The sequence below is a fragment of the Arthrobacter methylotrophus genome (genome assembly GCF_039539965.1).
Taxonomy (GTDB): domain Bacteria; phylum Actinomycetota; class Actinomycetes; order Actinomycetales; family Micrococcaceae; genus Arthrobacter; species Arthrobacter methylotrophus.
On the sequence record NZ_BAABED010000001.1, the window covers coordinates 3,685,260 to 3,705,399 of the forward strand.

The window sequence follows — 20,140 nt, forward strand, 5'->3', positions numbered from 1 at the left end:
CTGGAATATAGGAATTGATTCAAATTCTGGAGTTTTGCATCCGCAATGAGATCACTTGAGTATCTTTGACTGGTTACCTATACTCTTTTGATATGGATGTCAGAAATGCGCAAGCCTTCGTGGCCGTGGCGGAGGAGCTTCACTTCGGCAGGGCAGCCCAGCGGCTCCACATAGCGCAGCCGCCCCTCAGTCGCTTGATTCGGCAACTCGAAGCCGACCTGGGTGCGCCGCTGTTTGAGCGCAATACCCGCAAGGTTGAACTCACCACGCATGGCGAGGCCCTCCTGGAGCCGGCCCGCGAGTTGATCATGCTCTCCCAGCGAATGCGGGAGATTGCCAAACAATCCGAGTTGGGCGAGACCGGCAGGATCAGTTTGGGGTTCGGTGAGGCTGCGGCCAATCAAATCGTCGGCGAACTCGCCCGCAGGGTCAGGCAAAACCACCCCGGCATTACCTTGGACCTGGTCAACTCCCAGTTCTGGCACACGGGTATCGAAAAGCTGATCGATGGTCGACTGGATCTGTTGATTGGCCGCTGGGACCTCCTGCCGGCAGAGGTCGATTCATTTGTGATCGGATACGACGACGAGCTGATCACCCTGCCTGACAACCACTCCCTGGCAACCCGCGAAAGCATAGCTCCTGCCGAACTCGCCGCTGAGCCATGGGTGGTTCTTCAGGGCGGAAACTCGCAGCTGCCCAACCGGATAAACCGCTTGGCCCAGGCAGGCGGATTCGTCCCTCGAATTGTCCAAGTGGCCCCGGACTCGTCCACCGTGCTCTTGCTGGTAGCCGCCGGTATCGGGATCTCACTGTCACTGTCGAGCATTCGGGACAATCTTCCGACCCGGGGTGTCGTGTTCAAGCCGTTAAATCCGGGCAACGACCCCGTGCCGGTTCGCATGATTTGGCGCAGGGTGGACAGGAGCCCGGTCCTGAACAAAGTCTTGAACATCACCAAGGGACTGTTCTAGGGGCCGAGCAGTTGATGTGACGATTCAGGGAACCAGAATGGTCTTTCCCGTCGTTGCGCGCCCCTCCAGGGCAGCGTGGGCCGCAGCGGCTTCGGCCAGCGGGAAACGGGAGCCGATGTGGATGTCGAGCTTGCCGGCTGCGACCAGATCGAAGACTTCGGTGGTCCGCCACCGCCGCTCTTCGTCGGTACGCAGGTAATCACCCGTTTTGGGCCGGGTCACGTACAGGGAACCGTGGGTGTTGAGCCGTTGCAACTGCACAGGCGGCACCGGCCCGGAAGAACCTCCGAAGAGAACCATAGTGCCACGGACCTTAAGGGAAGCCAGCGAGCCGTCGAACGTATCCTTCCCCACGCCGTCGAACACGACGTCGACGCCGCGACTGTCGGTGAGTTCGCGAACGGACGTCGGTACGTCCTCATAATTCAAGACGTAGTCGGCGCCGGCTGCCCGGGCAATCCCGGCCTTGGCCGGGGTGGAAGTGGTCGCGAAGACAGTGGCGCCCCGCAGCTTGGACATTTGAATCAACAGACGGCCAACTCCCCCGGCACCGGCGTGGATGAGGACAGCCTCGCCGGCTTTGACCTCGTAGCAGGAGTTCACCAGGTAGTGGGCCGTGATTCCTTGGGACATCATGGCACCGGCAGTCTCCAGAGGAACACCGGCCGGAACCGGGACGGCCTTCGAAGATCCGATCAAGGTGTGGGTAGCGTACGTCTGCTTGCCCCACATGGTGGCCACGCGGTCCCCGATCTCAAATCCGATGACACCTTCGCCCAGCGCTTGAACCGTGCCCGCACATTCACTTCCCGGCACGAAGGGGTAATCCACAGCGTAAACGCCGGCCCGCCGGTAGGTCTCAATGAAGTTGATGCCCGTAGCGGCAACCTTGACCAAAAGCTGCCCCGGGCCAGGCGCAGGGATGCTCATGGGAACGAGTTCGAGAACTTCGGGACCGCCGGCTTTGCTGGCAACAACTTTATGGGAAGTCATGTTTGGAGCTTTCTGTGGTTTCGGGGCGTTGCGGAAGGCGCATTCAAGGCGCGTGACACTGATTGAAGTATTCAACATTTACCCATAACCATCAATATCAAATCGCATATATACCCAATAGGTAAATATTCCTATCAAAATTGGTCTTATAATACCCACCTTCTTGTCGTGTAACCTGACTTTCTCGAACCCACTTCACGCAGCTTGTCGGCACTCGTCAGGCCAGCTCGAACGTGAGAGAAGGAATATTGTGCTGATCGACCGGCAACAAGCCATCCATCCGACGCCAGATCCGGCACGGTGGCGCATCCTGGCCGTGCTCTTGACTGCGCAGTTCATGTCCCTGGTCGGCATCAGCATCGTCAATGTGGTGCTGCCCTCCATCCAGGAAGGGGTGGGCGCCTCGCAGGCTGACCTGCAGTGGGTCTTGTCAGGTTATTCCCTGGCTTTCGGCGTGGTGCTCATTGCGGCAGGCCGAGCCGGGGATGTGCTTGGCCGAGGCGCCTTCTTCATCATTGGCGTCACCATCTTTACGCTGGCCTCTGTTGTCGCAGGGCTGGCCACGGATCCGTTGAGCCTGAATATTGCGCGATTTGTCCAGGGAGCCGGATCCGGGCTGATCAATCCCCAGGTGATGGGAATGATGCAGCAGAACTTTCGGGGCCGCGACCTCGGAAAAGCATATGGATTCTTTGGAACCGTGGCTGGAATCTCGGTTGCCGTCGGTCCGCTCCTCGGCGGTGTCCTCATAGCCTTCCTCGGCGCCGCCGCAGGGTGGAGATGGACTTTTCTGGTGAACGTCCCGATCGGTTTGACGACCATCATCCTGGCGTGCCGTTGGTTTCCGCGTCCGCTGTTCTCCCGAACCGAACGCGAGCGGCTCGACGCACAAAGGAATGCACAAGGGAATGCACAAGGGAAGCAGCAGACCCGCCGTGACTCCCGTGATCTGGATCCCGTGGGCTGCGTGCTTCTCGGGCTCGCTGTGCTGACCTTCCTGCTGCCTTTCGTCCAGGGGCGCGAAACAGCTTGGGTGTGGTGGCTGCTTCCCACGAGCCTGGTGCTTCTCGGGCTGTGGATAGCCTGGGAACGCTCCTACGCCTCGCGAGGCAGGTTCCCCATGGTTGACCTGGCGTTGTTCGGCATTGGATCCTTCAGCCTTGGAAACATCATCGGCGGCCTTTACTATCTGGGCATCACGAGCGTGTGGGTCTTGGTGGCGATCTACACCCAGCAGGGACAAGGATTCAGCGCACTGCAAGCCGGGCTGCTGGGCCTTCCGTCCGCTCTCTTTGCCGCCGCGAGCTCGCATTGGGCGGGCCGACGGGTGACGGACTACGGACGCAAGATCGTGATTTGGGGAATTTTCAGCGCGCTGCTCGGCCTGGGGTTGAGTATCGGCGTCATCGAACTACATGCGATGGGAAACGTTAGCTTGTGGTGGCTCCTCGTCTCGCTTTCCTTCATGGGCATAGCCCAAGGCGCCATCATTTCGCCGAATCAAACGCTGACCATGATGGAAGTTCCGGTTGAACAATCCGGTACCGCAGGTGGGTTGACCCAGGCGTTCCAGCGGATCGGCACGGCAGTAGGCATAGCCATGATCACGGCAGTCTTCTTCAGCACCCTGCGCCTGAGCACGTGGGACACAGCGATGAGTGTCGCGCTGGCGTCGATCGGCATGGTCGTCGTGATCACGCTCATTGTGGCGCTCGGCGATCAACGCCGTCGCAACGCAAACGGCCGTCAGGAAAGAGCGAGTATTTCAGCGTGACAGGAGCAGTGCCTCGCCTTGGCCGCCGCCGCCACACAAGGCGACTGCGGCTTTGCCGGTGCCGCGACGCATGAGCTCATGGACGGCCGAGACGACAACCCGTGCGCCGGAGGCGCCGATGGGGTGGCCGAGGGCGATCGCTCCCCCGTTGACGTTGACCTTCTCCATGCCGAGACCGAGCTGTTCGGCTGAGTGCAGGGCCACTGAGGCGAACGCCTCGTTGATCTCCACGAAGTCCAGATCAACGGTGGTCCAGCCCTGTGCCTTGAGTGCTTTGCTGATGGCGCGGGCCGGTTTGTCCGGCAGGGAGGTGTCCGGGCCCGCGGTCTGTCCCGCCGCGCCGAGCACCGCCAGCACTTCAAGGCCGTGTGCCTGGGCGTAGCCGCGGGTGGTCAGGACGACTGCGGCAGCGCCATCGTTGAGCGGGGAGGCGTTGCCCGCGGTCACCGTGCCGCTCGCTGAGAAGGCCGGCCTGAGCTTGCCGAGTGATTCCGCGGTGCTGTCCGGGCGTACGCCCTCATCGGTACCCACAAGTTCGGTCTCGCCGCGGCGCCGGGGAACCTTGACCGGGACGATCTCGGCGTCGAAGAGACCGGCGGCCTGGGCAGCGGCGGCACGCCGGTGAGAATCGGCGGCGGCTTTGTCCTGCTCGGTGCGGGGAATGCCCAGGGCATCACTGGCCCGGTCGGTAGCCAGGCCCATGGATACCTGTTGGAAGGCGTCCGTCAGCCCGTCGTGGGCGGCGGAGTCGATCAGCGCAGCGTCCCCATAGAGGTGACCTGCACGGGAACCGGCCAGCAGGTGCGGGGCGTTGCTCATGGATTCCTGCCCGCCGGCCACCACCACCGCAGCTTCACCCAGCCGCAGGAGCCGGCTAGCCTCGATAATGGCGCTCAGTCCGGAGAGACAGACCTTGTTGACGGTGACGGCGTGCGCGCTCAGTGGTACGCCTCCGGCGACGGCGGCCTGCCGGGCCGGATTCTGCCCGGCCCCCGCCTGGAGCACATGTCCCATGATGACCGCCTCGACGGCGTCAGCCTGAATCCCGGCCCTGTCCAGCGCTCCCGCGATCGCCGCTCCGCCGAGCTCGACGGCGGACAACGGGGCCAGCTGGCCCATCAGCTTGCCCTGCGGGGTCCGGGCGGCACCGACGATGACAACATCTGCACTGGAAATCATTTCTCTCCTTGGAGGTGGCGAGCGAGGTCGCGAGGGGATGGAAGACCGGATACACGCAGTTCCGGATGGAACGCGGTCCCCGCTTCCCGGTCCAACAACGGGGTCAGCCCCCCGGTGTGGAAGGGGTAGTTGGCGCCGAGGATCATGCACAAATCGATCTGCTCCGGCCCGGCCACCACACCCTCCTCCAGCATCGCCGTGACTTCCTCGGCCAGCGCGGCCAGGATCCGGGAACGGACGGCACCCGCGTCTGCTGCCTTGGGCGCGGGGAGGAGGGAAGCCGCCTCCGGTGAGAGGCCGCCGTCGTCGTCCAGGTAGCCGGGAAGCCCGGCGGCGACCAGCTTCGCGAGGCTGGCACTGACGCCGAACCGTTCCGGATAGCTCTGGTGCATCTTCTCGCAGATGTGCAGCTGGACCGCAGGCCCGATGAACTGCAGGAGCTGCAGCGGTGTCATGGGCAAGCCCAGCGGGTCCAGCGCGTGGTCAACGGTGGCCGGATCGGCGCCGTCGTCAAGCAGGGAAAGAACCTCGTTGAAGAGCCGGGTCAGCACCCGGTTGACCACGAAGCCTGCCGTGTCCGTGACGAGCACGGCCGTCTTGCGCAACCGTTTGGCGAGCTCGAACGCCGTCGCGAGCGTGGTCTGGTCCGTCTGCGGGGTGGTGATGATCTCCACGAGCGGCAAAACGGCTACCGGGTTGAAGAAGTGGAAGCCGATGAGCCGCCCGGGCCGCTCGAGGCCCGCGCCCATTTCCTCGATGGAGAGCGAGGACGTGTTGGTCAGCAGCAGCGCGTCCGCCCGCAGCAGCGGCTCCAGTTCGGCGAACACCGCCCGCTTGACCTCCAGCTCCTCGAAGACCGCTTCGATGACCACGTCGCAGTCTGCGAAGGCTTTCTTGTCGATGCAGCCCGTCACCAGAGCGCGGATGGCCTCCGCCTCGGCGGGGTCCAGCTGTCCCCGAACAGCGAGCTTGTCGAGCTGCGTGCCGATCCATTCGAGCGCGGCGTTGATGCGGTCCTGCGACAGATCCGTGATCCGCACCGGCACCCGCAATTGGCGCGCGAAGACCAGGGCGAGCTGGCTCGCCATCAACCCCGCACCGACGACGCCGACGGCGCGCACAAGCAAGGGTTCGACGGCGGGACGTCCGGCGGGCTTCTTCGCCAACGACTGGGTCACGTGGAAGGCATAGATGCTCGCGCGGGCCTCGTCAGAGAGCAGCAGTTCGCCGAAAGCCTGGATTTCCGCCTCCTGTCCGGCCGCTCCGGCGGTGGCCGTGGCCGCCTCTACGATGAGTTCCAGTGCCCGGTAGGGTGCGGGCGCGGCACCGTGCAGGCGGGAATCGAGCTGGGCCCGGAGATCCTCCACCGCCGCGGGTCCGACGGTGGGGGCCGGCTCCGGCCGGGCGCCGCCGTCACGCGCCGCAGCCGCGGGCACGGCCGCAGGCACGGGCACGGGCGTGCCGGAAAGGACACCCGAGGCGAAATCCAGCGAGGCGGCCAGGAAGCCGTCCTCCGGGACCACGGCATCGACCAGGCCAAGTTCCGCGGCGGCCCGGCCGCTCAAGTTCCTACCCCCGAGCGAATCGGAGACCACCAACCGTGCAGTCTCCGCGGGGCCCAGCAACGCTGCAGCCCGGGGAATGCCGCCCCAGCCCGGGATCAGGCCGAGGCGGACTTCGGGAAAGCCCAGCGCCCGAACGGAATCCGAGACGGTCCGGTAACGCGCGTGGAGCGCCAATTCAAGGCCTCCGCCCAGCGCAACCCCGTTGATGAAAGCGAACGTGGGCAGCGGAAGCGCCTCCAGCAGGCCGAAGGCCTCAAGGCCCCGACGTGCAACGTCCGCGGCCTGCTCGGGAGTAACCGCCTCCGTCATCTTCTTCAGGTCTGCCCCGGCGCAGAAGACCGGGCCGGTTCCGGTCACCGCGACCGCATCCACCCCGGACACGTCCAGCGCGCGCACCGCGGCCTCGAAATTATCCAACGACGCCGGACCCAAGGTCACGGGGCGGCCGTCAGCATTCCGCAAGACCAGGATGGCGAAGCGGTGACCAGCATAGGCCACATACTCGGTCGTTACCTCGGTGACAGACTCCACGGAGGTGGTTCTGCGCTCCCGGACAGTCTCCAGCGTTGCGGGCTTCTCAGACACGGCACTCCCTTGCGAATAATGGATACGCAAAGTTTCACTTGGGACTAAGTATCACGTCAAGCGGGACTACGTTTCATTACCCTGTTGCATGGAGCCAGCCAAGGCGGCGCTGAATCTCCGAGCCATGGCTGCAGCCGACATGGAGCGGGGAAAGATGGCAACCACCACCTCATCGTCCGCCGCCCGCCCGTCATTGAGCACTCCATGCAAGCGGCACACGTCGTCGAGCGCGTTCCGCACGTCCTCCTCCGTGGGCGGGTTGTCGTCGCGCATGAGGGTGCGGAGGAAGTAGTTGTTGGTGCTGACGACGGCGGAACTGAACCGGATGCCGTCCAAGGGCGCCATGCCCGGCAATGTCCGGCGCAAGTGCTGATTGAAGAGCTGCTCGTAGCGGAAGACGGAAACCAGCTCCTTGTCCCGCAGCGCCGGAACGGCATTGACCACACGGTATCTTTGCCTCGCCATCGCGCTTTGGCGGGCGTAATGCCGGAACACCGCGGCAGCGGCCTCGCAGACTGCGAGCCAAGGATCATCGTTCGCCTCGGACAGGAATTTCTCAGCTTGTTCTATCAGCTCATCGTGGTCAGCAAAGACCACATCCTCCTTCGAGCGGAACTGCCGAAAAAAGGTGCTTCGGGATATTCCGGCCGCGCGCGCAATATCTTCAACACTGGTGGCCTCAAAGCCTTGCTGCGCAAAGAGCCGCACGGCCGTTGCCGCAACACCAGAGCGAAAACCCGCATCGCCTCCCCTGCGCGCACTGTGATGGGCAGCATCGATGTTTCCGGTTGGGTGAGCTTTGTCCATCGTCCTACGCTACCGCTCGGACACCCTCCAACCCTCGGGACAATGAGCCGTAGAATTTCAGGATGAGTAGCATGCAACAGATTGATCACGGGGTATCGCTGACGGTCCAGGTCACCAACATGCTGCGGGCTGCCATTACATCCGGTGAGATGAGTCCCGATCAGCACTTTTCGGCCATCGGGCTCGCCGAAAAGCTCGGAGTGTCCCGGACGCCGGTCCGCGAAGCCCTGCAACTTCTTGAAAAAGAGGGCATCGTCCGGATCGAGAAGAACCGCGGCGTCCGGGTGCTGCAGATGTCGCTGGAGGAGATCGTCCAGATCTTCCAGATCCGAATCATCCTCGAGCCCCCGGCAGCAGCGCGGGCCGCTGAAGCCGCCACAGACGAGGACCTCGCGCATTTCCGATTGCTACACGGCAGAATCCTGGACGCAGCAGCCAGCGACGACGGCCCCGGCACCCTCCAAGCGGACAAGGACTTCCATCTCTTCTTGATGGGACTGGCCGGCAACCCACGGCTCACTGCATTGGACAGCGAACTGCGCAACCTGGTGCTCGCACATGGCCTTGTCACCATCCCGGCAGCCCGGAGCAGCCAGGACCTGGCCAACGACCGCAAGGAGATCCTCCGAGCGCTGGAGCGCCGGGACCCCCGCGCCGCGGCTGATGCCGTCCGGGACCACGTCACCCGGACGGCCCAGCTGCTTATTACCGGGGTTTGCGCCCAGACACCGGGACTGTCCGCCGAGGAATACCTGGCGAAGCTTGAGCATCTGACCAAGTTCTCCAGCTGACGGTATTCGCCAGGCCAAGTGGGGCGCGGCCTGCCCGGGCGCACTTCTGCCGGCACCGCCTCTTTACATATGAAGAGAATTATTCTACAGTTGCATGCAACATGCGAGTTGTAGCATGCAACATGTACCAGAAAGGATGCGCTGTGGCATCCCCCTCCCCCATTTCATCAAGCAGCCAGCCGCTGGCCGGAATCCGAGTAGCGGATTTTTCCCGCGTCCTTGCTGGCCCCCTGTGCACCATGATGTTGGCCGATTATGGGGCCGAGGTCATCAAGATTGAGAGTCCGGCCGGGGACGATACCCGGGCATGGATTCCACCCGTGGATGCCAGCGGCACGGGGACATACTTCGCCAGCGTCAACCGCAATAAGAAGTCCGTGGTCGCAGACCTCTCCACGGAACGTGGGCTGGCATATGCCCGGACCCTAATCGCTAAGTGCGACGTCGTCGTCGAAAATTTCCGTCCTGGCGTGATGGCGAAATTCGGACTGGATTACCAGACCCTGTCCGAGAGCAGGCCGGACCTCGTTTACTGCTCGATCTCGGGCTTCGGTGCCGGAGCTGGCGCGGACATGCCCGGCTACGACCTCCTGGTCCAAGCCCTCGGCGGCCTGATGAGCATCACCGGCCCCTCCGAAGGGGAACCCAGCAAGGCGGGAGTCGCCCTGGTCGATGTCCTGACCGGACAAAATGCACTCGCCGGAATCTTGATGGCACTGCGGGTCCGTGATGCTACCGGGATGGGGCAGGAGGTGCAGGTCAACCTGCTCTCTTCACTTCTTGCCGCCCTGGTGAACCAAGGCACGGCTACCCTCGCCACCGGGAAATCCCCCGCTCGATTGGGCAACGCGCACCCCAGCATCGCCCCTTATGAGACCTTCCGCACCGGGAGCGGCACACTCGCCGTCGCCGTCGGCAATGATCGGCAGTTCGCAGCCTTGGCGCGGGTCCTTGGCCTGGAGGGTTTGGCGGAGGAGGCAAGGTTCCTCAGCAACGAACGCCGGGTGGCCTCCCGGACGGAACTGCGCGCTGTTGTCGAAACGGCGCTGCTTGCCGACACGGCCGCGCAGTGGCAACAGAAACTGCTCGCAGCCGGGGTTCCCGCAGGCAAGGTCAACAGCGTCGGCGAGGCTTTCGAACTGGCAGAGAGCCTGGGACTCGGCCCGTCGACCATTGTCACTGATCCCGCAACCGGCCGGGAGTCCCGGCAGCTGGCCAACCCCATCCGCCTGTCCGCAACCGGTCCGGAATACCGGCAGGTCCCTCCGAGCCTTGGCGAACACCAAGGCACCATCTTCTCTTCGGAACCCTCAACCACCACCGTGAAAGGCCAATAAATGTCTGATATCAGCGATCTGATTGATTTCGATTCCCTCCTCAGCGCGGACGAGCGTGCTCTGCGCGATTCCGTGCGTTCCTTCGTGGACAGCGAGATTAAACCGAACATCGCCCAGTGGTATGAAAAGGCCGTCTTTCCGCTGGAGATCGTCCCGGAACTGGGCCGGCTGGGCCTGCTCGGGATGCATCTGAAGGGCTACGGCTGCGCGGGCCGATCCGCCGTCGACTACGGACTTGCCGGCGCGGAACTGGAAGCCGGCGACTCCGGGCTGCGCACCTTCGTTTCCGTGCAGGGCTCTCTCGCGATGAACGCCATCTACAAGCATGGCTCGGAAGAGCAGAAGCAGGAGTGGCTGCCGGCGATGGCCAAGGGCGAGGCGATCGGTTGCTTCGGCCTGACCGAGCCCACTGCCGGCTCGGATCCGGGCGGCATGAAGACTTTCGCCCGCCGCGACGGCAGCGACTGGGTCCTCAACGGTTCCAAGCGCTGGATCGGTCTGGCGTCCGTGGCCAAAGTCGCCATCATCTGGGCCCAGGCCGACGGCGGCATCCGGGGCTTCCTGGTCCCGACAGAAACCCCGGGATTCACGGCCACCCCGATCGAACCAAAACTCTCCATGCGTGCCTCCATCCAGTGCGATATCGAACTGACCGAGGTGCGGCTGCCCGAGTCCGCGGTGCTGCCGAACGTCGTCGGACTCAAAGGCCCGTTCTCCTGCCTGAACGAGGCCCGTTACGGGATCATCTGGGGCGCCATGGGCGCCGCCCGCGACGCGTTCGAAGCGGCTCTGGACTACTCCAAGGAACGCCTGCAGTTCGACAAACCCCTGGCGGGCTACCAGCTGACGCAACAGAAGCTCGTGGACATGGCCCTTGAGATCAACAAGGGATTCCTCCTCGCCCTGCATCTGGGTCGCAAAAAGGACGCCGGCACACTATCGCTGGACCAGATCTCCTTCGGCAAACTGAACAACTGCCGCGAAGCCATCAAAATCGCCCGCGAAGCCCGCACGATCCTGGGCGGCAACGGCATCACGCTGGACTACTCACCTCTGCGTCACGCCAACAACCTCGAATCAGTACGCACCTATGAAGGGACCGACGAAGTCCACACCCTCATCCTGGGCAACAAACTCACCGGCGTCCCCGCGTTCCGGTAGAAGACGCGCCCGACGGCGGACCGGGCACCTTATCGAGCGCAATTCAGTTCGCCAGGACTTCGATGGAGATGGGGTCCAGTGCCTCGCCGGCCGCGTAGACGTCGCCGAAGATCTCTCCACCCTCGGTGGAGAGTGTCGCCGACACGTTGTGCCAAGCCAGACGACCGTTCTCATGCGTTGGCTGTCCGAGGACCAGGTTGGCCAGGACAATCCGGGCCGCACGCCCGGGCCACCGGACAGTGCTAAGAACCGCACCCTCCGGAGTGATCTGAATCCAAGGATCGGTCACCGTGGCCACGCGCATGCCGTGGTGGCCCGTGAATTCCACTGTGCCCTCGAATCGGAGCATTCCCAGCCCGGTGGAGATGTCATAAGCGGACGCCGTGGCAGGGAAACCAAAAGACTCAACATCCAGTGGCACCACGCTTCCATTGACGGTAAATTGACCGTCCGCGGGCCCGGCAACGTATTCACGCAGACTCTTCTTGATGCCCCAGCGGAGGATCCCGCCGTCAGTACGTTTGTCGTCACTCAATGGTGTAGCCTCTCCAGTCCAGGCGGAACTCCCCACGGGAGTCGACTGCCGCTTTGATCTAACTATTGCTCTGTCGGGTAGGCCACGCAGAGCCACACTAGCTGATCCACCGACGCGGCTTCGCCAATGTTTTGCACATGCTCCACCAAATCGCTCAGCCTTTCGGCGTCGATGGGCATTTCGGCATTCATGGCTGCCAGAAGCCCTGCCTCCTGGGCGAAGGACGGACGCCAGTCCCGCTCCCCCAGCGCCAGCGTATTCTCAAATTCGCTGCCATCCAGAAGCCGGACTGTGATGCGGGACTGCAACATCCGCAAATCGTCAGCGGCAACCACCTTGCTAAGGCACACCAAGCGACGCACACCCGGATCGTCATAGCTTTCCATGGCTGCCAGCGTGATATCGGTCCCCAAGAGTCCAAGCGCCACACAAAACGGGGTGCTCATCAGGGTGTTCACCCGGTTCCGGAAAGGCCCATATCCCGCGATTCCCGGGTGGTTAGCCTCATACGGGTTCATTTCGATCCGGATGGATTGCACCTGCGAGATGTCACCGATCCGCTCGGCGAGGATCTTGGCGTTCCTGACCGGCACTTGGTTTCCGGCACACACGGGGAGTGGTTTGAGGTTCACGTTGAGAATTTCATACGTCTGCCCCAGCTCTGCAGCGGCCCGGAACGGCTCGGTGCGATCTCCCGCATAGGCCTGAAGATAGCCTGCCACGCCCTCGAATGCCGTGCTGGCCGCTGTCACACCTTCCTCCGCCATGATGGCAGCGAGGATGCCGTTCTTTGCGGCCTGCCCGTTATTGAAGTGGAACTCCGGGCTGCCCGCGCCGAAAGGCTCGCTCGTTCCACAGGCAAAGCCCGCAGCGATTCCCAGTGCGTGAGCGGTGTCCGCCTCGTTGAGGCCCATAAGTTTAGCCGCGGCTGCGGCCGCGCCGATCACACCGAAAACGCCGGTTGCCCGGATTCCGCGGGGCGTGGTCAACGCCGTGTACTCACGGCTGAGGCCACCAGCAATCTCATAACCGGCAACCATGGCAGCGAGCAGATCAGCGCCGTTTGCTCCACGTTCCTCAGCCACGGCGAGCGCGGCGGAGATGACTGCGGTTCCAAGGTGGGCGGTATGGTGCGTGTCGTCCTGGACCCGGGCGTGGAAGAGGGCGCCATTGGCGAAGGCAGCGTTCATGGCCGAGGTGCGCTCTCCCCCGTGCAGCATCGTTGCCGTCGGCCGCGCCTGCTCTCTGGCGGCGATGTGGGCGGCCTGGCCAACGCACGCGATACCGTGCGCCGCCAGCCCCATCCCCAGTTGATGGAGCAGACAAATCCGTGCCTTTTCCGTCACCGCAGGGGGCAGATCGGCAAACACAAGCCCAGCCACGAATCGTGCGAACCGCTCACTCAGCGTCGCATCCGCTTGCGCCCCCTTCGCTGCGGGCAATTCAGCCGTCACCATTTGTCCACGCGCTAGTTCGCCGCAGCAGCATCAATAGCGTCGAAAATGGGCTTGTTACCTCCATGGGAGGTAAATCCGCCGTCGATCGGGATCTCGCTGCCGCTAATGAAGCTGGAGTCCGCTGACAGCAGGAACAAGACAAGATCCGCCACTTCATCCACGCGCCCTCCCCGGCCTGCCGGGGTCAAAGCGAGTTGAGTGTTGAGAAATGCGGCGGGCATGTCGGCGTTGATCGGCGTCTTGATGTACCCCGGGTGAATCATGTTTACCCTGATTCCCTGATGGGCCAGCTCAACCGCGGCGGTCTTCGACAGGCCACGGAGAGCCCACTTCGCCGCGCTGTATGCCACATTGTGGTATGCGATCAGGCTCGCAATCGAGCCGACATTCACAATCGAACCGCCCTGGTTCATGATGGGACTCAGGGTCTGGATTCCGAGCATAGCTCCAGTCACGTTGACGGCGAAGGAATTGTTCCACGCCTCGAGGGTGACATTGGCCAGGCGCCCAGGAACAGAGATTCCAGCGTTATTGACGAGCCCGTCCAACCCGCGGCCGGCGGCCACGAGGGTCTCGCGCAAGCTGGCCCAATCCGACGCGGAGGTGACATCCAGATGCTGGTAGCTTGCGTGTCCGCCACCGGCTGAGATTTCTTCGGCCAAAGCCTGGCCCACTGCGTCCGTCACGTCGGCAATAATGACTGTGGCACCTTCTGACGCCAGAGCGCGTGCCTCTGCGGCGCCCTGCCCCCGCGAAGCGCCGGTGACGACCACCGTCTTACCAATGAAGCGTGTTTTTTCTGTCATGAGATTCTTCCCATCGTTGGTTTGTGAAAAGTCAATTTCCGGTAAGTGAAATCCGCAGAGAGGTGACCTCGCGGACGAAGGGACCCTCATGCTGCTGCCAGGGTTCGATCAAGCGCGCTTTCGGGAATCGCTCCATGACGGCGGTGAGCAGTGTGTGCATTTCAAGCCGTGCCAGATTCTGGCCGATGCAGGAATACTGCCCTTGACCGAACAAAAGAGGACCCGGAACCATAGGGCGCGTCATGTCGAACTCGGACGGGTTGTCGAATACCGTCGGATCGTTTTGTGCGGCCTCAACGTGGATGAAAATGAGGTCATCCTTGGGCACGGTCGTACCGAGTACGTCCATGGTTTCGGGAACATAGCGCATATGCGTTCGGAAGCGGGGGTAGACCCGGAGCGTCTCCTCCACCGCGTTCGGCATGAGACTGGGCTCGGCCAGGAGCTGCTGCCACCGCCCCTCGTCTTCGAGCAACATTCCCATCATGATCGCGCTCTGGTGAACAGTGTTGTCAACGCTCGCCTCTAGCAGACCCACCCCCGTGTCATAAAGTTCCTGCGTACTGAGGTTGCCTGCCATTTCCTCCTCGATGAGAGCGGATGTGAAATCATCGTCGAGGTTCTTGCGCCGGGTCTCGATGTGTTCTTCGACAAGGGAAAACACCTCATAGTGCGCATCAATGACTTCCTGCTTGCGGCTCGAATCCACGGTGAGGAGCGGGCCAAGCAGGCTGTCGGAAAGCCGCCCGATTGTCGGGGCCAGCTCACGGGGAATCGACACCATATGGCAATACACTTCCGGAGGGAGACGCCAGGAGACTTCTTTAAGGAAATCGACGTCATCGGGATTCTGCACCTCGTCGAGCAGGGTGTTGACGATGTCGCGCACGGCCTCAGTGAGCGTCTTGGTCTTGCGCGGGGACAGCAACCGTGCCATTGGAGTCCGTAGATGCTTGCGCTGCTCGCCCTCCTGGGTATTGAGCATTCGTTCCATGAAGTCACGGGCATAGCCCTCGGTCAGGCCGATGTTGTCTGCCCGGTAAAGGAACAGCTTGGCCCGGCGGATATCGGGGGAACGCAGCACCTGCAGACTGTCTTCGTAGTGGAATATTTCATATCCGCGCGGGCTCTTCACAATGCGCGCTGAAGCAGCGGCTTCCAGCTGCTCTTCCAGAGACGCAATCGCCCCCGGGGATACCGTCAATTCTTTGACAGCTACCATCTGTTTCTCCTTCTCATTCCCACACCTGCTGGAGATCAATTGTTTTCGTATTGTATGCAACTTTGACAGGACAAGACTGTGCCCGTCCCTGACGGGCACAGTCCCCTACGCCAAACGAACAGCGACGCCCTCAAGCCCAGGCACTGCAGGGAATCTTTCGAGCACCAGAGGATCGTGTCCCGGAATGATGAATTCGGGCACGCTCGCTGTCATTTTGATCCAGTCAAACGCGTCGTACATCGACGGAAGGTGATCAACGATTGAATAGGGACGGTCCTCGTCTATGTTGGCGTAGAAGTGGGTGGCGTCGGAGGCCAAGACAAGCGTGCCGCCTTCAGTCGCCACCGCAACAACCTGCAGACCCTGGGTATGGCCGCCAACACGGTGCACCTCCACTCCAGGAACAATCTCCGCGTCGCCGTCGACGAGCGTGACCTTCCCGTTCTTCAGCTGCTCCTTCACATATGCCAGGTCGCCCGGTTCGATGAGGTGGGGGTTCTCTCCTCGTCGGGCATAGGGTCCGGTCCAGTAGTCGAGCTCCGTGCGTTGCAGGTGCACCTGAGCCGACGGAAAGTCCGGAAGGTGGCCCGTGTGGTCGTAGTGGAGATGAGTCAAGATGATGTTCTTGACACTGTCGGTGGCGATGCCGAGCTGCCGCATCGTCTCGGCCGGGGGTTGCAGAAAGGTCCTGTTCCCCCGGCGTTCGGCAACTTCCCGGGTGAACCCGGCATCCACCAACACGGTTGTTCCGCGGCCTACGATCACCCATACGAAGTAGTCGATCGGCAGGCTTTCATCCCCACAGGGATCACCCCGGTAGAAGTGCTCCTTGCGAAGGGATGCGTCCCGGGAAGCGAAGCGGATCGCGTATACGGCGAATGCGTTTGCCTGGATGGTCATGACACCAGTAAACCGGCACGGGTGTGAGAAGCCGCATGGGATCCGGCTAGGCGTCCGAAAACCGCTCCGGATGTCAGGCCTGATCCGCCAGGATAGTTGCCGGAGAAGAGCCCGCCCACCATCTCACCTGCGGCGTACAGTCCCGGGATCGGGGTGCCCGACTCATCGACAGCCTGCGCGTTCTCGTTCACTTTCAACCCGCCGAAGGTGAAGGTGATACCGCAGGTCACGGCGTAGCCGTAGAAGGGCGCGGTATCGATAGCCAGGGCCCAGTTCGACTTGGGCGGCTCGACTTCGGCGGCTCGACCATCTTTAATGGACGGGTGGAATGGCTGGTCGACGATTGAGTTGTTGAACTCATCCACCGTGCGCCGGAAGTCGTCGACGGCTATCCCCAGCTTCTCGGCGAGTTCCTCGATGCTGTCGGCCTGGGCGCCCGAAATCGGCGTGGAGTCGTACTCTTCCGTGCGCAGCATGGGGCGCGTCTTTGCATCGAAAATCTGGAACGCAATCCCTTCGGGCTGCTTGAGTATTTCGCGCCCGTAACGCGCGTAGGTGTAGTTGCGGTAGTCCGCACCCTCATCGACGAATCGCTTGCCCTCACGGTTTACAACGATGCCGAGCGGATAGCTCTGCCGCGTCATCTGGTTGGTCAGCTCGCGGTTGCCTCCGTTAGCCGGCCCGCCGGCATCCCATGCCACGCTGTGGCAGCTACCCCAGTCCCCGAACCGCTGTACTCCGGCTTCGAGCGCCATGTCGAGCACCTCGCCTGTGTTGCCGGGATTGCCGCGCACGAGGGCATTTGACCAGCCTTCGCCAAGGTAGCGTTCCCGTCGCTCGGGGTCTGATTCGAAGCCACCCGCTGCGAGTACGACTGCTCCGGCCGAAACTGTTCGGGCGGTGCCGTCGGCATCGGTGTACTGGACTCCAGTGACTTCGCCGTTGTCACCGCGGAGCAATCCGGTTACCCGGGCGCCGTAGCGGAAGCTCACACCCGAGGAAACAGCCGCCTCGGTGTGCTGGGCGATGAGCCCCTTGCCGCCTCCCACGGACCCGACGACGAGATTGCCGTAGAACGTGAACACGCCGTTGTCTTCATAGGACTGGCGTTCGTACATCAGCCGGAACTGCAGGCCCTTGGAGTGCAGCCAGCGCAGCGTGTCGTATGAGCGCGAGACGAGGATCTCTGTAAGGGTCGCATCGTTGCGTCCTTCGGTGATGCGGCTCATATCGCTGGTAAAATCAACGGCCGGATACGCCGGGACAACGGTCTGCGGCAACCGCTTCACAGTTTCGTCGTCGAGCAGGGGAACGAGGTCAGAGATATCGTTGAACGCGATTCGATAGGCGCCAGCGGTGTAGAAGCTATTGCCTCCAGCATCCTCGACCGGCGCTTTCTCCAGAAGAAGCACGGACGCTCCGAGCTCCCTCGCGGCGTGGGCTGCACTGAATCCGGCGTTGCCGGCACCGACGACAACGACGTCGTAGTGCCCTTCGTCTCCGATTTGGGATTCTTCGGTGGTGGGTATCACATCTGTCATGTCTGTTGTTCCATTTCAGTCTGTTGGTTTTGGCCGGGATACCTAGATGCCTAATCGGCAGTCGTGTGGGTCCGGGTGCTATCGGATAATGGGCTGTGCGTCCAGCCTTCCCACAGGGTGGCGATGGACGCATAGTCGTGACGGGCAAGGCCTGCAGCAAGGGCCAGTTCATACACGCTGTGGGCGCCTTGGATGGCAAACAGCGGTACGTCATGGGCTTGCGCTAGCTGCAAGGCCAGCACCGAATCCTTCCGGGCGGCCTCGGTCGGCATGCCGCCCTCGTAGTTGCTCTGCCGAACACGCTCGTCGATTCGGTGGGTGAGGGGGCGAAGCAGGCCGGCATCCGGGTCGCGGAGCAGATCAGCGATCTGTTCAACGGTGACTCCGGTGGCGACGGCCAGGGATGCTGCCTCGGAAAGGACGACCATTACGGCGTGTGCCACGGCGTTGTTGATGACCTTGGCCGCCATGCCGGTACCAAGCTCGCTGTAACGGATGATGCGGCCGCTCATTGCCTCCAAGACCGGCGCCACTGCGTCGAGATCCTCGGAACGGCCGCCGGTGAGCAGCACGCTGGTACCGGCGGCCATGCCCCCGACGCCGGAGAGGATGGCGGCGTCGACCACGCGGATGCCACTGCTTGACACTGCGTCGGCGAGGCGTCCCATGTCGGCGGGGTTGACGGTACTCGTCTCAACGATGATGCTGCCTGGGCGCAAATATTCGGCCAGGGTGCGTCCGACCGTGAGGGAGATCTCAGGCGTAGGAAGAGACAGGAGGACGACGTCGGCGTCAGCCAGCTCCGCTAGATCGTCCACGGCTGTCACGCCCATGGCTGACGCGGCGTCGCGTCGTGACGCGTTGAGGTCGAATCCCGTCAGCGGGCCGACGCGAACCAACCGTGAGGCGACTGCGGCGCCCATGTTGCCCAGCCCGACCAGAGCTACGGTGGTGGCGTTGTCAGTCACGGTTGGTTCTCCTTTGTGGAATCTGAATCCTGTAGGTGGATCGGAGGCTCCCCGAGTGCGGCGGCGAAAGGGTCGATAGTCTCTTCGCTGAGGTCGACCATGACGTTCTTGGTTCGCAAGTACTCGTCCAGGGCTTCTTCGCCTCGTTCGCGTCCGTGGCCGGATTTTCCAACGCCCCCGAACGGTGCCTGGGCTGCGCTTGAGCGGTAGGTGTTCACCCACACGGTCCCCGCCACGATCTTCTCGGCGACACGGTGTGCCCGGCCGAGATTGTCAGTCCAGATGCCGGAAGCCAGACCGAAGCTGCTGTCGTTGGCAATCGCGACTGCTTCCGATTCATCGGAGAAGGGGATGATCGACAGTACGGGACCGAAGATTTCTTCCTGAGCCAGCGAAGAAGCATTGTCAACGTCAGCAAAGACAGTTGGCCGGATAAAGAGTCCCTCGGAGAGCTCCGTGGCGTGCGGAACCGCCCCGCCGGCCACCATGCGCGCGCCGGCGTCGACGCCCGAACGGATCATTCGTGTGATCCGCTCAAATTGCGGTTCATTGGCGACTGGTCCCATATGGGTAGCAGGCTCAAGGGGGTTTCCAAGCCGGATGGCGTCTGCCCGGATGGCGATTTCGCTGACGACGCGGTCATAGACGCTGTCCTGTACCAGGAGCCGGCTGCCGGCGATGCAGGTTTGTCCACCCGCGGAGAAAATTCCGACGAGCGCCCCCGTGACGGCGCGCTTCAGATTGGCATCTTCGAAGATGATGTTCGGGGATTTTCCCCCTAGCTCAAGAGTGACCGGTACCAATGTGCGGGCGGCGGCCGCGGCAATCGCCTGCCCGGTGGGCACGCTTCCGGTGAAACTGATGCGGTCGAGGCCAGGATGTTCGGAGATGGCACGGCCACACTCAATGCCGCCGGAAACGATGTTGATGACGCCTGCAGGAAAGCCCGCCTCTTCGACGAGGTCGGCGAGTACCAGAGTCGTGAGTGAGGCGTGTTCCGACGGTTTGATCACGACGGTATTGCCCGCTGCCAACGCTGGTGCCAGCTTGTTGGCCAGGAGCTGCATAGGCGAATTCCATGCAGTCACAAGCGCTGCGACGCCCACCGGCTGCCGCAGCGTGTAGTCGAGCGTGTTGGGAGTGTCCAGGGGAATCGTGCGTCCATAGAGCTTGTCGGCATAGCCGCCGAAAAAGCGGTAATTGCGGGCTGAGAACCGGGCCTGTGCGGTCGTCTCCCGCAGAAGCTTGCCGTTATCCTGCGACTCGAGAAGGCCTAGAGCGTCGGAGCGGTCGTCGATGAGGGTGGCAAGCCGGTTCATCAACTCGGCGCGACGCGTCCCGGAAACTTCGGACCACACATTGTCGAAAGCATGGCGCGCTGCGGCGATAGCATCATCGACGTCCGAGGCCGACGCATCCGGAATCGTGCCGATCTGCTGCCCGGTGTAAGGGTTGGTGACCGGCAAGCGGCGGAGCGCGGTGGCATCAACTCTTTGCCCGCCGATCAGCATGCGGTAATCAGTCATTCGTGCACCTGTTCCGTTG

Annotated in this window: 17 protein-coding genes; 5 read left to right on the forward strand and 12 right to left on the reverse strand. The window is 62.7% G+C overall.

What is annotated here, in order from left to right; genetic code table 11:
• Nucleotides 1–92: 92 nt before the first annotated feature.
• Nucleotides 93–974 carry a LysR family transcriptional regulator gene (locus ABD884_RS19060; RefSeq protein WP_345049708.1) on the forward strand — a complete coding sequence of 294 codons (882 nt, stop codon included), beginning with the start codon at nt 93–95 and terminating at the stop codon, nt 972–974.
• Nucleotides 975–998: 24 nt separating this feature from the next.
• Here ABD884_RS19060 and ABD884_RS19065 read toward each other — a convergent pair whose 3' ends face one another.
• Nucleotides 999–1,967: a quinone oxidoreductase family protein gene (locus tag ABD884_RS19065; RefSeq protein ID WP_345049714.1), complete on the reverse strand. Its 969-nt coding sequence runs from the start codon at nt 1,965–1,967 to the stop codon at nt 999–1,001.
• A gap of 250 nt (nt 1,968–2,217) precedes the next feature.
• On the opposite strand from ABD884_RS19065, the gene ABD884_RS19070 reads away from it, so the two are divergent.
• The gene (locus tag ABD884_RS19070) at nt 2,218–3,741 is read left to right on the forward strand and encodes an MFS transporter (RefSeq protein ID WP_345049719.1); all 1,524 of its coding nucleotides are present in this window, start codon (nt 2,218–2,220) and stop codon (nt 3,739–3,741) included.
• Here ABD884_RS19070 and ABD884_RS19075 read toward each other — a convergent pair.
• The 3 genes from ABD884_RS19075 to ABD884_RS19085 all read right to left on the reverse strand — a co-directional run bounded on the left by ABD884_RS19075 (nt 3,733) and on the right by ABD884_RS19085 (nt 7,877).
• On the reverse strand, nt 3,733–4,920 hold the full coding sequence (locus ABD884_RS19075; RefSeq protein WP_345049726.1) for an acetyl-CoA C-acetyltransferase: 1,188 nt from the start codon (nt 4,918–4,920) through the stop codon (nt 3,733–3,735). The genes ABD884_RS19070 and ABD884_RS19075 overlap by 9 nt on opposite strands.
• The gene (locus tag ABD884_RS19080; RefSeq protein WP_345049730.1) at nt 4,917–7,070 is read right to left on the reverse strand and encodes a 3-hydroxyacyl-CoA dehydrogenase NAD-binding domain-containing protein; all 2,154 of its coding nucleotides are present in this window, start codon (nt 7,068–7,070) and stop codon (nt 4,917–4,919) included. Before ABD884_RS19080 ends, ABD884_RS19075 begins: the two co-directional genes overlap by 4 nt.
• A gap of 66 nt (nt 7,071–7,136) precedes the next feature.
• Nucleotides 7,137–7,877, reverse strand: coding sequence for a TetR/AcrR family transcriptional regulator (locus ABD884_RS19085; RefSeq protein WP_345049735.1), 741 nt, complete (start codon nt 7,875–7,877; stop codon nt 7,137–7,139).
• A 71-nt stretch (nt 7,878–7,948) separates the two neighbouring features.
• Between ABD884_RS19085 and ABD884_RS19090 the strand changes: the two genes are divergently transcribed.
• The 3 genes from ABD884_RS19090 (at nt 7,949) to ABD884_RS19100 (ending at nt 11,166) form a co-directional block, all read left to right on the forward strand.
• Nucleotides 7,949–8,668 carry a GntR family transcriptional regulator gene (locus tag ABD884_RS19090; protein WP_345049741.1) on the forward strand — a complete coding sequence of 240 codons (720 nt, stop codon included), beginning with the start codon at nt 7,949–7,951 and terminating at the stop codon, nt 8,666–8,668.
• 122 nt (nt 8,669–8,790) lie between these two features.
• The gene (locus ABD884_RS19095) at nt 8,791–10,005 is read left to right on the forward strand and encodes a CaiB/BaiF CoA transferase family protein (RefSeq protein ID WP_345055076.1); all 1,215 of its coding nucleotides are present in this window, start codon (nt 8,791–8,793) and stop codon (nt 10,003–10,005) included.
• Nucleotides 10,006–11,166 (forward strand): acyl-CoA dehydrogenase family protein, encoded by a 1,161-nt coding sequence (locus ABD884_RS19100; protein ID WP_345049744.1) that lies wholly within the window; start codon nt 10,006–10,008, stop codon nt 11,164–11,166.
• Nucleotides 11,167–11,209: 43 nt separating this feature from the next.
• Here ABD884_RS19100 and ABD884_RS19105 read toward each other — a convergent pair whose 3' ends face one another.
• The 8 genes from ABD884_RS19105 to ABD884_RS19140 all read right to left on the reverse strand — a co-directional run bounded on the left by ABD884_RS19105 (nt 11,210) and on the right by ABD884_RS19140 (nt 20,121).
• Entirely contained in the window at nt 11,210–11,701 is a 492-nt protein-coding gene (locus ABD884_RS19105; protein WP_345049749.1) for an HtaA domain-containing protein, read from the reverse strand.
• 62 nt (nt 11,702–11,763) lie between these two features.
• Nucleotides 11,764–13,158, reverse strand: a complete 1,395-nt coding sequence (locus tag ABD884_RS19110; protein WP_345049753.1) for an MmgE/PrpD family protein — start codon at nt 13,156–13,158, stop codon at nt 11,764–11,766.
• Nucleotides 13,159–13,169: 11 nt separating this feature from the next.
• Nucleotides 13,170–13,964, reverse strand: a complete 795-nt coding sequence (locus ABD884_RS19115) for an SDR family NAD(P)-dependent oxidoreductase (protein ID WP_345049759.1) — start codon at nt 13,962–13,964, stop codon at nt 13,170–13,172.
• Nucleotides 13,965–13,995: 31 nt separating this feature from the next.
• Nucleotides 13,996–15,186 (reverse strand): cytochrome P450, encoded by a 1,191-nt coding sequence (locus tag ABD884_RS19120; protein ID WP_345049767.1) that lies wholly within the window; start codon nt 15,184–15,186, stop codon nt 13,996–13,998.
• Between the two features lie 105 nt (nt 15,187–15,291).
• A complete protein-coding gene (locus ABD884_RS19125; protein WP_345049771.1) occupies nt 15,292–16,086 on the reverse strand; it encodes an N-acyl homoserine lactonase family protein in 795 nt (264 codons plus the stop codon).
• On the reverse strand, nt 16,083–17,627 hold the full coding sequence (tcuA, locus tag ABD884_RS19130) for an FAD-dependent tricarballylate dehydrogenase TcuA (protein ID WP_345049776.1): 1,545 nt from the start codon (nt 17,625–17,627) through the stop codon (nt 16,083–16,085). The genes ABD884_RS19125 and tcuA overlap by 4 nt, the downstream gene beginning before the upstream one ends.
• Nucleotides 17,628–17,677: 50 nt before the next feature.
• Nucleotides 17,678–18,595, reverse strand: a complete 918-nt coding sequence (locus ABD884_RS19135; RefSeq protein WP_345049779.1) for an NAD(P)-dependent oxidoreductase — start codon at nt 18,593–18,595, stop codon at nt 17,678–17,680.
• The gene (locus tag ABD884_RS19140) at nt 18,592–20,121 is read right to left on the reverse strand and encodes an aldehyde dehydrogenase (RefSeq protein ID WP_345049781.1); all 1,530 of its coding nucleotides are present in this window, start codon (nt 20,119–20,121) and stop codon (nt 18,592–18,594) included. Before ABD884_RS19140 ends, ABD884_RS19135 begins: the two co-directional genes overlap by 4 nt.
• Nucleotides 20,122–20,140: the final 19 nt, after the last annotated feature.

Bases quoted from the DNA above. Each gene is read 5' to 3' on its own strand.
- ABD884_RS19060 (WP_345049708.1), top strand. From the start codon at position 93: ATGGATGTCAGAAATGCGCAAGCCTTCGTGGCCGTGGCGGAGGAGCTT.
- ABD884_RS19095 (WP_345055076.1), top strand. From the start codon at position 8,791: ATGTACCAGAAAGGATGCGCTGTGGCATCCCCCTCCCCCATTTCATCA.
- tcuA (WP_345049776.1), bottom strand. From the start codon at position 17,627: ATGACAGATGTGATACCCACCACCGAAGAATCCCAAATCGGAGACGAA.
- ABD884_RS19065 (WP_345049714.1), bottom strand. From the start codon at position 1,967: ATGACTTCCCATAAAGTTGTTGCCAGCAAAGCCGGCGGTCCCGAAGTT.
- ABD884_RS19115 (WP_345049759.1), bottom strand. From the start codon at position 13,964: ATGACAGAAAAAACACGCTTCATTGGTAAGACGGTGGTCGTCACCGGC.
- ABD884_RS19085 (WP_345049735.1), bottom strand. From the start codon at position 7,877: ATGGACAAAGCTCACCCAACCGGAAACATCGATGCTGCCCATCACAGT.
- ABD884_RS19110 (WP_345049753.1), bottom strand. From the start codon at position 13,158: ATGGTGACGGCTGAATTGCCCGCAGCGAAGGGGGCGCAAGCGGATGCG.
- ABD884_RS19125 (WP_345049771.1), bottom strand. From the start codon at position 16,086: ATGACCATCCAGGCAAACGCATTCGCCGTATACGCGATCCGCTTCGCT.
- ABD884_RS19140 (WP_345049781.1), bottom strand. From the start codon at position 20,121: ATGACTGATTACCGCATGCTGATCGGCGGGCAAAGAGTTGATGCCACC.
- ABD884_RS19075 (WP_345049726.1), bottom strand. From the start codon at position 4,920: ATGATTTCCAGTGCAGATGTTGTCATCGTCGGTGCCGCCCGGACCCCG.
- ABD884_RS19120 (WP_345049767.1), bottom strand. From the start codon at position 15,186: ATGGTAGCTGTCAAAGAATTGACGGTATCCCCGGGGGCGATTGCGTCT.
- ABD884_RS19090 (WP_345049741.1), top strand. From the start codon at position 7,949: ATGCAACAGATTGATCACGGGGTATCGCTGACGGTCCAGGTCACCAAC.
- ABD884_RS19100 (WP_345049744.1), top strand. From the start codon at position 10,006: ATGTCTGATATCAGCGATCTGATTGATTTCGATTCCCTCCTCAGCGCG.